Source organism: Paenirhodobacter sp. (assembly GCF_047600745.1).
GTDB lineage: Bacteria > Pseudomonadota > Alphaproteobacteria > Rhodobacterales > Rhodobacteraceae > Rhodobacter.
Genome location: NZ_JASGKI010000001.1, coordinates 373,386 through 386,330, shown reverse-complemented (window position 1 = coordinate 386,330; position 12,945 = coordinate 373,386). Strand labels below are relative to the sequence as shown.

The 12,945-nt window shown below is 63.8% G+C and carries 14 protein-coding genes and 2 pseudogenes; 6 read left to right on the top strand and 10 right to left on the bottom strand.

The window, feature by feature from the left end:
• Window positions 1-4: 4 nt before the first annotated feature.
• From QM789_RS02080 to QM789_RS02055, 6 genes and pseudogenes are all read left to right on the top strand, one after another.
• Window positions 5-268 carry a hypothetical protein gene (locus tag QM789_RS02080; RefSeq protein ID WP_420350304.1) on the top strand — a complete coding sequence of 88 codons (264 nt, stop codon included), beginning with the start codon at window positions 5-7 and terminating at the stop codon, window positions 266-268.
• A 494-nt stretch (window positions 269-762) separates the two neighbouring features.
• On the top strand, window positions 763-1,218 hold the full coding sequence (locus tag QM789_RS02075) for a hypothetical protein (protein ID WP_420350303.1): 456 nt from the start codon (window positions 763-765) through the stop codon (window positions 1,216-1,218).
• A 1-nt stretch (window position 1,219) separates the two neighbouring features.
• Entirely contained in the window at window positions 1,220-1,549 is a 330-nt protein-coding gene (locus tag QM789_RS02070) for a hypothetical protein (RefSeq protein ID WP_420350302.1), read from the top strand.
• Window positions 1,550-1,566: 17 nt separating this feature from the next.
• Complete coding sequence (locus QM789_RS02065; protein ID WP_420350301.1) at window positions 1,567-2,349, top strand: peptidoglycan-binding protein; 783 nt, start codon at window positions 1,567-1,569, stop codon at window positions 2,347-2,349.
• Window positions 2,350-2,504: 155 nt separating this feature from the next.
• A complete protein-coding gene (locus tag QM789_RS02060; RefSeq protein ID WP_420350300.1) occupies window positions 2,505-2,861 on the top strand; it encodes a hypothetical protein in 357 nt (118 codons plus the stop codon).
• 82 nt (window positions 2,862-2,943) lie between these two features.
• Window positions 2,944-3,687 (top strand): annotated as a pseudogene (locus tag QM789_RS02055) (IS5 family transposase).
• Between the two features lie 46 nt (window positions 3,688-3,733).
• Here the strand turns inward: QM789_RS02055 and QM789_RS02050 are convergent.
• The 10 genes and pseudogenes from QM789_RS02050 to QM789_RS02005 form a co-directional block, all read right to left on the bottom strand.
• Window positions 3,734-4,120 carry a DUF1036 domain-containing protein gene (locus tag QM789_RS02050; RefSeq protein WP_420350746.1) on the bottom strand — a complete coding sequence of 129 codons (387 nt, stop codon included), beginning with the start codon at window positions 4,118-4,120 and terminating at the stop codon, window positions 3,734-3,736.
• A gap of 52 nt (window positions 4,121-4,172) precedes the next feature.
• Window positions 4,173-4,832: a hypothetical protein gene (locus QM789_RS02045; RefSeq protein WP_420350299.1), complete on the bottom strand. Its 660-nt coding sequence runs from the start codon at window positions 4,830-4,832 to the stop codon at window positions 4,173-4,175.
• 57 nt (window positions 4,833-4,889) lie between these two features.
• Complete coding sequence (locus QM789_RS02040) at window positions 4,890-5,267, bottom strand: hypothetical protein (protein WP_420350298.1); 378 nt, start codon at window positions 5,265-5,267, stop codon at window positions 4,890-4,892.
• A gap of 49 nt (window positions 5,268-5,316) precedes the next feature.
• Window positions 5,317-6,393, bottom strand: coding sequence for a DUF2793 domain-containing protein (locus QM789_RS02035; protein ID WP_420350297.1), 1,077 nt, complete (start codon window positions 6,391-6,393; stop codon window positions 5,317-5,319).
• 75 nt (window positions 6,394-6,468) lie between these two features.
• Complete coding sequence (locus QM789_RS02030) at window positions 6,469-6,849, bottom strand: hypothetical protein (protein WP_420350296.1); 381 nt, start codon at window positions 6,847-6,849, stop codon at window positions 6,469-6,471.
• 53 nt (window positions 6,850-6,902) lie between these two features.
• Window positions 6,903-10,943, bottom strand: a pseudogene (locus QM789_RS02025) (baseplate multidomain protein megatron).
• 9 nt (window positions 10,944-10,952) lie between these two features.
• On the bottom strand, window positions 10,953-11,387 hold the full coding sequence (locus QM789_RS02020; protein WP_420350295.1) for an NlpC/P60 family protein: 435 nt from the start codon (window positions 11,385-11,387) through the stop codon (window positions 10,953-10,955).
• Complete coding sequence (locus tag QM789_RS02015) at window positions 11,384-12,268, bottom strand: DUF2163 domain-containing protein (protein WP_420350294.1); 885 nt, start codon at window positions 12,266-12,268, stop codon at window positions 11,384-11,386. Before QM789_RS02015 ends, QM789_RS02020 begins: the two co-directional genes overlap by 4 nt.
• 126 nt (window positions 12,269-12,394) lie before the next feature.
• Window positions 12,395-12,625 (bottom strand): hypothetical protein, encoded by a 231-nt coding sequence (locus tag QM789_RS02010; protein ID WP_420350293.1) that lies wholly within the window; start codon window positions 12,623-12,625, stop codon window positions 12,395-12,397.
• A gap of 86 nt (window positions 12,626-12,711) precedes the next feature.
• On the bottom strand, window positions 12,712-12,942 hold the full coding sequence (locus QM789_RS02005; RefSeq protein ID WP_420350292.1) for a hypothetical protein: 231 nt from the start codon (window positions 12,940-12,942) through the stop codon (window positions 12,712-12,714).
• Between the last annotated feature and the right edge of the window lie 3 nt (window positions 12,943-12,945).

The following is a 12,945-nucleotide window of genomic DNA, read 5'->3' as shown; positions in this document are numbered from 1 at the left end:
AGCGTTGGCCATTGACGCCGCCGTCTTCGACCTCAAGGCGGTCAATCCAAGCACCGTCGCAAGATTCGACGACCGCTCGGCTGCCGAGATCATCCAGAGCATCCACGACCAGGGCCGCATCGTGACCGAAGCACTGGCACGGTTCGCGGCTTTGGTCAGTGAGGACGATGCCAGCGTGCAGACTGCGAGAAGCCGCGCTACGGTGACGGTGGCGCAAGTCGGAATGACGGGTTCGATATGTGTTCCATTCTCTTCCCGCACGGACTGACGAACCTGTGCGGACAATGACAGAGAATATCTTGTGATTTATCAATGAGTTTCGGTGCTTAACCGGAACGCGCGCGGTTAACAGGTGTGGAGAATACTGGCCCACAGAAAACGCTTTCGGACTTACTGCCGCCAAGGCCGGTTAACAACCCCATCCGCATAACCCTCGAAAACAACGGAAAAATCCGGCCGGAGCCGGATTGGGAGAACGCTTTCGCGAGGGCAAGTGGCGGAGGGGATGGGCCTGAAATCGGACCTTCTCCACCGCTAATACCATGTTTTTATTAATTTATCGGCAGGCCGCCTGCTCGAAGCGTCCGGCGTGACCGCTCTGCTGTGGGGTGAGAGTGTGGGATAGCGTCTACCAGTGATAGTGGAACTCGCAGCAGTTTTGCAGCCAGCACGCTCAAAACTGTGCTATCGTGATAGTGATTAGCGGGTCGCGGAGACGTTGAGTTGAGGTCAAGGAACACCTGCACCTGCGACGGTGCAACTTTGCTTGTACTGTTCAAGACGCGATGGCTCGCGCTCGGACTGGCGTTTGCTATATTTGCCTGCACACCGCTTGCCAGTCCGTTTTCGGAACAGGCATACCGAAACGCCACCAGCTTGAAAGCACGCAGTTTAGCACTGGTAGTATCCTCTGACGAACCATTCCTCGAACGTCGTAAGGAAGTCGCGTCGCTTCTGACCGACATTGATTCCGCTTACGAATATGCCCGTGGACTGCCGCGCAATGAGGTAGTCACCGAGCAGTGGCGGATGATCCGCGATCCCAACGCCGGACTAGTCGGCACCTTCGCTGCGGAATGGGCACGGCGTGAGCGCTTCGGTTCCGTCTTCCGCGAAGAATTCGCCGGTGAGATCGCCTTTGCCTTCGACACGCTGATCTGCGTCGAGATCACAAAGAAGGCCGCTGACGATTGTTCGCCCGACCAAGGGGGCCAATGACATGAGCTTTCAGTGGGATGATTTCAGCAAGCACGTGCTGGATGGCGCGCGCCTCCTAGCTGCACAGACAGTGAAAGATGCCGTAGATCAAGCCGGAAAGGACACCGAGACATTCCTCCGCGACACGCGTGAAAAGCTTGAGCGCTGGACTCGAGCGCTTGCCAAGGGTGATCTCGAGCGCGACGAGTTTGAGTTACTGATTGCTGCGCGGCGGAGCAATATGAAGATGCACGCCCTGCAGGCCGCCGGCGTAACGCAAAACTCGCTCGAGCGGTTTCGGTCGGGCCTGATCAGCCTCCTAATTGATAGCGCTTTCGACGTAGTTCCTTAGACTTGATGGAGAGACTGATGAGCCTTTCTCAAACAGTAACATTCGCCTCGCTCGGGATAGATCGGCGGAGCATCAACGGAAATCTGTCAGGCGCGCGGAACTCGACGATGCTGTCGCTACTCGGTAGCCCGCGTGGCACTTACGACGACGACTGCCGATGGCCCAACAACCAAGCGATCCTTTCGCAGGTCGTCAGTGAAGACGTCGGCCCTTTCCAAGTTTCAGGGCTTAAGCCTGCCGTCGAGACGCTTCGGTCGATCTTGGCCGATATACGCGCGCAGGAGCGCGAGGTCTACGATGCGCTCGGCCATATGGGGATGCTCTGTTGCCGTTACGTTCGTGATTCACGGTCGGCGATCTCGAATCACTCGTGGGGCACCGCCATCGACCTCACACTCGAGGGACGACTCGACAGGCGCGGCGACGAACGTACCCAAAAAGGCCTGCTTAAGATCTATAAGGTTTTCAATGATCATGGCCTCTTCTGGGGCGCGGCCTTCCCGACTGAGGACTCGATGCATTTTGAAGCCTCCGAGCAGCTGATCCGAAAATGGGCGGACGAGGGCAAACTCACGAAGGGAAGTCCCAGCTTCGACAACGGTCTGACCGACTTTGGCGACCGCGGGCAGATAGTCGAGGATTTGCAGAAAGCGCTGAACTTATTGCTTGGGCTCGACATGGATGTCGATGGGATCTTTGGGCCCGCTACGCGGGCCGCCGTGATGGAGTTCCAGCGGGTCAATGGCCTCACAGTGGATGGGATTGTAGGCCCAAAAACAAAGGCCGCACTTAAGCTGTGAGTTGGATGTCCCGCCCCCATGCGCTCTTCGGGACCACATTCCTCGCGCTAGGCGCGGGCTGCGTGGTGGCAGGTCCGGCGGATATCAAGTTGACGCCGCTATCGTGCTCACCGGCGAACGCGGAGGCGCGGCCAGACGAGGCGTCGCTCCACGCCATGGTGATCGTCTGCGCTGGTGACGCAGGCCAGCCCGACGTATTGATCGTCACCGACCAAGATATCTCCTGGCCCGTTCTTCGTGAGGCAGGAGACGTGCGGTCGATGCAGGATGATCTGCTCAATGCGATGCATCAATTCGGCGCGGGCCTACTCAACTTCGACCCCGAGCGGGACATGGTTTGGGCTGCGGTCGACGGTGCGGGCTTCGTGGGCCACGTTATCAGCATGACTGGCAACGACCGGGTGACTCTGGAGCGCAGGCGCGCTTTCGTTTCCGCTTCGGCCAGTCCGGGCCGCCTCGCGAAGCTCAACAGTTCGCTCAGCGACGCGCTCGACAGCCTGTCAGGCCCGTAGCCAGACTGGTCGCTGCTTAGACTCAGGACCTATTGATTTCAGGCCTTTGGCATGATTCAGGCCCCGCAAGGAGACCTGAACGATGAGCAACCTTTATTGGCTGTCCGACGCCCAGATGGAGCGCCTCAAACCTTTCCTTCCGAAGAGCCATGGCAAGCCCTGCGTCGATGATCGTCGCGTCCTGAGTGGCATAATATTCATCAATCGAAATGGGTTGCGCTGGCGTGATGCGCCGAAGGAATACGGCCCGGCCAAGACCCTCTACAACCGGTGGAAGCGTTGGAGCGACAATGGCGTCTTCGCCCGGATCATGGTGGGCCTGTCCACCGAGAGCGCCGAACACAAGACGATCATGGTCGATGCGACCTATCTCAAGGCACACCGCACGGCGTCGAGCCTGCGGGTGAAAAAGGGGGCGTGAACGTCAGATCGGGCGGACCAAAGGTGGCATGAACACCAAATTGTACGCGGTCGCCGATGCAAAGGGGCGGCCGATCGGGTTCTTCATGTCGGCCGGCCAGGTCAGCGATTACATCGGCGTAGCGGCTCTGCTGGGCAGTCTGCCGAAGGCGGGGTGGCTTCTGGCCGACCGGGGCTATGACGCCGATTGGTTCCGGGAAGCCTTGAAAGACAAGGGATAAAGGTTTGCATCCCCGGTCGGAAGTCCCGAAAGAAGCCCGTCAAATACGACAAACGCCGCAACCGCATCGAAATCATGTTCGGCAGGCTCAAAGACTGGCGGCGCGTTGCTACCCGATACGACCGGTGCCCGGAAACCTTCTTCTCTGCGATCATGCTCGCCGCAACCGTCTTGTTCTGGCTATGATCCAGAACGAGTCCTGAGCCTTGCGCAACAAGGTCTCCCTGTAAGCCTATTCCAATGTCATTCGGAAAGACGTTGAGTTCGCCAAATCCAATTTCTTGAATCCTCTAATATTCTCGGAGCTACATGAATCACTTTCAATTTTGAAGGCACTTGACCTGATGCATAGCCTATCATCTCCCCCCCAGATTCTGCCATCGCCATTGTGGGCATAGTAATACATGTACCGATTTGCAACTCCAGATAACACCACCCTGCAATCATTAAATGGAATCTTCCACCAGCCTTCTCTAAACCATTTTCCGTCTTCGTAATGGCCTATTGCGACCCAGATAAAATCGCTCCCACGACTCTTGTTGCAAAACTGAACGCCAGAACTAACCTCTGGAAGGCCAGGTGCAAACGATGGAAAATCTGCGGATCCAGACTGCGCCATCGCTGGAGTTGCAAATTTAATTATGCAGAACAAAAGGCCACTCAATGCCCCACTAGTCGCTCGCAACATCGCCATCGCTCCTTGCTTCGGAAGAAACCGAACTGTCATCCTGTGGGGCGTCGACAGAGGCCTCAAATTTTGGCCGCTCAGGAAGATTCTGAATAGGATAAAGGAATTTAACGTAAACAAAAAGATATATCAGGCTGAGCGACAGAATAAACGAAGCAATCGAGCGTGATTTGAACGATAACTCGGCGACAGAATTCTTCAGTGTGACCTCGTCTGCCTCTGATGCTCTTTTGTCGTATTCATCAGCCTTTGTAAACTGCCAGAAAGAGAATGCAATTCCAGATACAGAAACTAGAGTTGAAAGCCAAAATAGAAATTTTGTACTCCTCAGATTCCACTCATGGTGTTGCACCTGCTCGCCCATTGCCCACACAATGTACTCCGCTTTATAATGCTCGAGGTAATTTGATATATCATTAAAATCCTCGATGGATTTATCACCGAGAGTGCTTTCATTTGTAAATATACTGTCAGATAAAAATAAAACAAAAATCAGCGCAAAGGCCAATAAAATAGAAATCCCAATGACGGCCGATCCAATATATTCTTTCAATCTTCTCGCAATCCTTCCCGCGCCGTCATAAAATCGTGCCCATGCAGTCCATGCGAACTGCGCCTGATTCGAGGAAGTAACATACCACATTTCGATGCGATCGCGATCATCTATGCGCCCGGCGCATGCGAGGGTTGATCGCGGCCTTCAGGTTCCGGGTTGGATTTCACGACGCCCGACTATCCTCGGGTCGATTTCCGGCTCGTCCCACTTCCCCGCGACAGCCATCCACTTTTCGATTTCGGCCTGCAGCTCCGGGTCGTCCGCGCAGAGGTGGAACGTGTAGAGTCGGTTGACGATCTGCCGCATCAGCTCGCGCATGTCCTCGTCGGTGATATGTGACACCTCAGTCCACGGGATGCGCCTGCCATCGGCATCGACCACGGTGACGTCGTTCCAGTCACCGGTATGGGTTACAGGCGTGAGACCTGCGTGGATGTTTTCGATATGAGTGTTGCGCACGCAAAGCATCACCATGATTTTGGCGAGCTTGGCCGCGATCCGTTTTTCGGCGTCCTTGTTCATGGGACGAGATTATCCTGCGCCATCTCGTCTGGCCACGACCTTCCGCTGCTCAGCCGACCTTGCAGCCCCAGAAGGAGGTGTGGTCGGCGGCGAAATATCCGTCGGCCGTGCGGAAGGTGCCCTGAAGCTCGACCGTGTCGCCCGGGGCGAGCAGCACTATGGTCTGCAGCCAGAGTGTCGTCGCCTCGGAGGCATGCGCCCCGGAAATCTCGCCCCGCGATCCCCGGATTTCAGTCGCACCGTTCAGCACCAGCCGCCCGCGCATGCGGGCATTGGTACTGGCGTTGACCTTATAGAGCAGCGTTGCACCGAACTGATATGTGCCGGCGACCGGCGCGACGAAACGGTTGTTTCCGGCGTCGAAGGCGCCCTGATCGTTATAGTCGGTGTTGTTGATACCGATCTTCGTCCAGGTATCGACGGCGACGTAGTTGTCGTAGTTGGTGTAGGCCTTGAAACGCGGCAACCGGGGCTGGTCGACGATGCCGGTGGCGTTGTCGACGATCAGCCCGTCGAAGAAGCTGCTGCCGTCGGCGGAGACCGCGAGGCGGAACCGGTCCGAGCCGAAGAGGCCCATCAGCGCCTTGGTCACAAAGGCGGTCTGCAGCGTCAGCCCGAGATCATCGCCCGCAGCTTCCTTATTCATGGTGTAGAACAGATCGCCCGTGCCGCCTTCGGCGATGGTCCTGGCCGTCCAGAGTGCGGCGTTCAGCTTGGCCGAGAAGGGATTGGCGGCGTCAGCCGTTGTGCCGAGCCCCAACAGCGCAAGGTTCTGCAGCGCGGCCGGCGTTGTGTCGACCCAGCCGAAGCCGTCGTAGACCAGCAGCAGACCTTCGTCCTCAACCCACGCCCGCCAGCCAACTCGCGGCGGCAGGCGGAGCCAGGCGCCGTCGGTCCAGATCGCGATGTTCAGATCCCAGCCCGCCCAGTCGCCGGTCGCGCCCGAGCTGACGATGTAGCGGTAACCGTCGGCGGGGCTGGCGGGTGGCGCCGTCAGGTTCCGGTCGTGAACCGAGAGCTGCACCAGCCCGTCGAGCAGCCGCAGCGCCTCGTTGTGGGTGACGTGCTTCTGGGCCTGCGCCGCCAGGATGTAGGGCAGCAGGAGATGGGTCGTGGCGTCGGACATGGGCGGTCTCCAGAACGAAGAACGCCGCCTGCATGGCAGGCGGCGAACAATGGCACGGCGATTGGCGGTGGCGGGCTACCCGCGTTCGGGCGTCTTCGCTGGGATGGCCGAGAGAACCGGATCGGGCTTCGGCGCATCCCACTTCGCGGTCATCGCGGCCCAGCGATCGATCTCCGCCCGGAATGCCGGATCGTCGATCCGCAGATGGAAGGTGTAGAGCCGGTCCACGATCTCGCGCATCAGCGCACGCATTTCGTCGTCATTGATCCGCGAGACCTCGGACCACGGAATGCGTTTGCCCGCAGCGTCCTCGACGATGACGTCGCTGCCATCACCCGTGTGCGACACGGGCGTGAGGCCGGCATGCAGGGTCTCGAGCTGCGTGTTTCGCACGCAGGCCACGGCCATCACTCTGGCAAGCTGGGCGGCAATCCGGTCTTCGTCCTCGGGGCGCATGTCCCAAGCTTACGCCGTAGGATGCTTGCCCTGCCAGAACTCATTGCGCCCCCTCAGAAGCTCAGCGTGACAGCCTTGGGTGCACCCCGCCCCATGAGGGCGAAGAGCTGGGAGATGCGGACGTCGAGCGTGTCGCGGGGGCGGAGCGGCGCGCCCCAGTCGGCGGTCTGCTGGGCGCTGGTGTAAACGGCGCTGGTGGTGTTCGCGCTCAGCACACGCTTCACGGTGGCGCCGTCGAGGATCTCGACCTCGTAGGCTTCCAGTTCCTCGGCCAGCGGCACTTCCAGCCCGCCCCAGCTGTCGGCCGCGAGCGCGCGGGACCGGCGCGTCCAGCGGATGGTCAGATCGCCTGGCGTGCGCGGCGTGCGCCATGGCTGCTCGACATGGGCGACGGAGAACGGCCGCAGCCCGGCGCCTGAAGGCGTGAAGGCCTGCGCCACATAGGTCTCGTCGTTGACCGGGCGGCTCGCCGGGCCGATGCGCCAGTTCCACGGTATCCCGAGATCGGCTTCGGCGATCGGCAGCGATGCGAGGCTGTCGTCGAGCACCACCACCCGTGCGCCAGCGGGGGTCGGATTGCCCATGGCGCCTTCCGTTCCGCGCTGCCCGCGCAGGAGCCGGGTCAGGCGATACCGCCCCGGCGCCAGAAGTTCGGCCGCGCCCGCCTGCACGATTTCCCAGATGCCGGGAGCGGTCTCGATCGCGAGCGCATTGGCGCCGCCGAAGAGCGTCAGATCGGTGACGCTTTCCAGCGTGCCGGTCAGCAGATCGACCACCAGAGCATTGCCGAGATCGAAGCGCGAGGTGGGCCCGGCGTAGAGGTCCGAGACCAGCGCCCCGATCCGGGCGCGGCTGCCAAAGGTGGTCAGCAGCTCGAAGCCGTCCGTCGAAGGGCTGCGGAACACCGCCATCTCGCCAGGCCACGGTACAGCGTGCGCGGCGACCAGCGGCCGGTGCGCGGGCTGATCCTCGGTCAGCTGCGGCAGGTCCATCAGCATCGCATCCGGCGCGCCAAACACGACGGCGCGCGTCAGCGAGGCTGCGGCGCGGGGATCGCCGGGCGGCAGGTCGTAGGTTGCGCGGTCATGGCGGACCGCCTCGATGCCGCAGGCATCAGAATCGGCGATGGAGACGAGCCGCAAATCGATCAGTCGCCCGTCATGGGCGAGCCGGATCGCATCGGCCGGATCGAGCGCGGGCCGCGAGGGCGGCAGACGGAAGGCCGCCGTCTCGCGGCCTACCCACGCCTCCATCAGCGCGCGGCGGCAGCGGCGCTCGGCCTCTTCGGGCGGCACGGCCATCGGGAAGGACTCCGATGCGATCCGGGTCGTGTCGACGGTGATGCGCCGCGCCTCGACGAGGGCCGCGTCGTAATCCTCGTCCGCCCGCGCGACCTGCCATTTCAACGCCTGCGGGAGTTCCGTCTCCTGGCCGCGGGTGAGTTCCAGCAGGTCGCCCTCGCGGGCGGCGACCAGATCGTCGGGCGCGAGCGTCGCGACGGAGGCCCGGCCGCGTAGACGGAAGCGGATCACGCCCTCGGTCTCGACGGCGTCGAACCCGAAGTGGCGCGCGAGCGTGGTGATGGAGGCGCGCGGGGACTCGAGCGCGCCGATAGCGTAGCCCTCGACTGCACCCCAGAGGTCGGTCACGTCGATGCGATTTTCGGGGAGCCCGGCGCGCAGGCAGAGATGCCGGACGAGTGCGGCCAGCGACACCGCGCCGAGGCGCCCGGTCAGCCAGTGGCCGAGCCGCCAGTTCGCGCCGTCCGTCCAGACGTCGGTCAGCGCCGGGAAGAACGGATAGGGCCGTGCGTCCCAGGTCCAGGCGGCGCACTCCGGCACATGCACCATCCGGCCGCCATAGACCGAGGACAGCGGATTGTTCGCGGCATCGCCCCACCAGAGCCAGGTCGCCTCGAGATAGGCGCGCTGGATCGTGTCGTCCCGCCAGCCCCGCGAGAAATGCGGCGTGAAGCTCTCCGACGACTTCGGGTCGAAGAAGACGTTCGGCTGGTTCGTGCCCCGGTCGATCGCCGGGCAGCCGAGTTCGGTGAACCAGATCGGCTTGGACTGCGGCACCCATGCGGTCGGGGTGCCGCTCTCGACCCCACCGGGGCGGTCGTAATGCGGGTTCGACCACCAGGCGCGCAGATCCTTGTAGCGGAAGACCCACGGCTTTCCGGCGCTGCCGTCCGTGATCGGGGTGCGCACCTGCGCGCTTCGGTCGGCCGCGCTGGCGTAGAACCAGTCGAAACCCTCGCCGCCCGCGATGTTCCCCTGCAGATAGCCTCGGTCGTGGATCGCGGGCCAGCCCTCGGCCGCGTCGACATGTTCGAACCCGTCGCGCCAGTCCGACAGCGGCATGTAGTTGTCGATGCCGACGAAATCGATCTCCGGATCGGCTCAGAGTGGATCGAGGTGGAAGAACACGTCGCCGCTGCCGTCGCCCGGCTGGTGCCCGAAGTATTCCGACCAGTCGGCGGCATAGCCGAGGCTCAAACCGGACCCGAGGATCGAGCGCACATACGCCAGCAGATCTCGATAGGCCTGCACCGCCGGATAGGTACTGGCGCCCGAGCGGATCGTCGTGAGCCCGGGCATCTCGGTCCCGATCAGGAACGCATCGACTCCGCCCGCTGCCGCGCAGAGATGGGCGTAGTGGAGCACCATGCGCCGCAGACCCCAGTCGCCGGGAGCGCCGGTCCACGAAACCGACTGACCCGAGACGCTGAAGCTCGCGGGCGTGGCCGCGCCAAACAGCGCCGCGACCTGGCTCGCCGCCGTGGCGGTCTTGTCCACCGATCCTGCGAACCCCGCTGCAGGCGAACAGGTGATCCGGCCGCGCCACGGGAATGCGGGCTGGCCGATCTCGGCGGTGTTGTCGGAATACGGGTTCGGCAGCGTGTTGCCGGGCGGCACGTCCATCAGGATGAAGGGATAGAAGGTGATGCGCAGCCCGTGCGCCTTCATCTCCTGGATTGCCTGCACCACCGCGAAGTCGGACGGCGTGCCGCCATAGACGGGGCGATCCTGATCGTCCCGGCTGACGATGAAAGCGCCCGCGCGGCTCACGCCGTTGACCGACCAGCTGGCGGGCGTGGTCGACTTGGCCGACACCTCGACGCCCGGCCGCACCTTGCACGATCCCGCCCGCAGGTCGTCGCCGAACCAGGCCACCACGAGGCTGACGCTCTCGACCGCCGGAGCCATCGCCTGCAGCCGGTCGAGCGCCTCCACCATGTCGGTGGAGTCGGGCAGCGCGTTCAGGTTCTCGGGCACCGTCGCGCCGCCATCGGTCTTCCGGATCGCCTGCGTTGCGTAGGTGAACTCGCCCGAGGCCGGAATCATGGTGACGGCGCGGGTCAGCCCTTCGGCGGTGTCGGGATCCGCGAGCGGCCGGAATACCTCGAAGGACAGCTGCGGCAGGCGGTTGCCATAGCTCGAGAGCGCCAGTTCCTCGAAGACCACATAGGCGGTGCCGCGATAGGCGGGCGTGCTGCCCGCGCCCATCTTCGCGGCGATGAACGGATCGGGGCTCTGCGCCTCGTCCCCAGGATACCAGCGCCAGGTGACGCCGGAGAGGTCCATCGGCTTGCCGTCCGCCCAGATGCGCCCGATGCCGGTGATTCCCCGCCCTGCCGCGCCTCCTCCGCCTCCATTCTCTCCACCGGAGAGAATGGTCCCTGCGGGACCGGCTTCGGAGCCCTCGCAAAGCGCCACGGCGAAGCTGGCGTAGTACAGATACTCGGTGGTCTTGACCTTGCCGCCCCCGCCACCCTTGCCGCCGCCCTGCGTGGTGGTCTTCGTCTCCTCGCGGAAATCCGTCGCCCAGATGATGTTGCCGCCGATGCGCATCCGGCCGTAGAGCCGCGGGATGACCGCGCCCTCGGTGGCGGAGGTGATGCGCAGCGTGTCGAGCCGCGCGCCCTCGATGCGCTGCGTGGGCGCCAGCGACGAGACGATCCAGCTGTCGACGACCGAGCCGATGGTGGAGCCGATGAACCCGCCGATGGTCGCGGCGCTGACACCGAGGATCGCGCCGCCGATCGAGCCGCCAATGGCGGCGCCGGCCGCGCCGAGGACGAGGGTGGCCATGGTCTGGTCTCAGCGTTGCGGGAACAGGAAGGCGAAGGCGATGCGCCGCCGCCAGGCGTGGGTGAGCGGTTCCTCGATCACGCCGAGCCGCTCGTAGGCGTGGAGGAAGGAGCCGGGACCGGTCAGGATCCCGACATGCTTGGCGATGGCGCCCGGCTTCATGCGGAGCAGAACCAGCGCGCCGGGACCAGCGGCGGCGGGTTCAACTTCGATCATCATCCGCCGCGCTCCGTCGGCGAGAACCTCGCGCGACCCGGACTCGCCCCAGTCGCGGCTGTAGGGCGGGATCGGGAACGGCTCGGGGCCGACGACCTCGCGCCAGACGCCCCGGGCTAGCCCGAGGCAGTCGCAGCCGACGCCGCGCAGGCTGGCCTGGTCATGGTACGGCGTGCCGAGCCAGGCACGGGCAGCGGCGATCACCGCGTTCGAGTTGGCGGGCGTCACAACACGCCCCCGTCATGCCCGCCATCCTTGGTGGCGTAGCGCAGCACCGCGTCCTGGCCGGGGATATGCGGGAAGCCGCGGAAACTGGCGGTGTTCGCGAACTTGGTACCGCAGGTCTCCATGCGCTTGTCGCAGCCGGCGCGGATGGTCAAGCCGTCGCCCTCGGCGATCGCCCGCACCGGCGCTTCGAGCAGGGTCAGGATCGCCACCCCGTCCGTCACGTCATGGCCCAGCACCTCGGTGCGTCTCCGCGCATTTGCGCTGGAGGTCCATTCCAGCGTGCCGAAGGTGAACCAGCCTGAGGTGAAACCGCCGAGGCCCGAGCCGGTGAAGGCTCGGTCGCGCAGCAGATCGATCACGGCGCCAGCGCCCTTGAAGGCAGGGTCCTCGAGATTGACGCTGCAACGCGCATCCCCGAGCGCCGCGTCGCAGATCGCCTGGAAGGTCCGCCCGACCGTCTGCCCCAGCACATGGGCGAGCGAGCGCACTTCGCCGACAAACGCCAGCCGGCCGCGCCGGATCTGGCCGATGGCACCGCGCCGCATCAGCACGCGCTGGCCGGTGTCGGCCCAGTTCACCCGCCAGACCTCGACCTCGGCGTTGCCCCAGCGGCCGTCGAGAATGTCGGTCTCGGTGATGCGGTCCGAGGTCAGCACGCCCTCGGCGTCCTGCGCATCGACCGAGAGATCCGAACCAGAACGGACCTCCGAGGCGGTCAACCCGCTCTCGGGCTCGAAATCGGTCCCGTCAAAGCTGAGCGTCCGGTCGTGGTCGGTGAAGCCGAAGGTGACGCCGTCGGCGTGCGTGATCCGCCAGCACCAGGCGAGCTTGGTCGTGCCCTCGTCGAGATGGGCCTGCAGGGCTGGCGAGAGGGATTTCATCGGCAGGTTCCCGTCATTCGGTCATCGAGATCGGCGATCCAGTTCGTCCAGTGCGGCGGAACGGCGGCGACCGTTTCGGCGGGCGGTCGGGCGAGCCGGGCCTCGGCATAGGAGGCGCAGCCGGCGTCACCAGCGCCCATCGTTGCGGCGCAGCCGGTCAGCAGGATCGCCGGCGCCGCAGCCATCGCGAAGCGCGTCGCGCCCGCGTTCGATGCGTCCGATCGTCTCTTCCATGGCATCACGTTCCGCCTCCCGTTTGCCCGCGCGTTCTCCTTCTGCGCGCCCCCAGACCCGGCCGAATGCGACGCCCCCGACCGCGCCCAGAGCCGCGACCAGCCAGATCAGGATCTCAGCCATCGTCCTGCTCCCCGCGCGCGGCGGCGACGCAGAGGGCGACGATGAAGACACCGAGGCAGCCGCCCGCGACCAGACCGGTGAAGAACTCAAGCATCGCCGCGGAACCCGCGCTCGATCCGGTCGCGCAGACCGATGAGGCCGAGACCGAGGAAGATGAGCCCCGCCGGCGAGGCATCCCCCGAGCCGGCAAGCAGCGCGACGAGGCGGGACAGCTCGCCGAGCGGGCCAGTGGCAGGCAGCGCGAGCGAGGCGATGCCGGTGAGCATGGCGAGGACTCCCGCCCACCAGGTGAGCGAGGTGGGGCGAAGGTAGCGCATGGG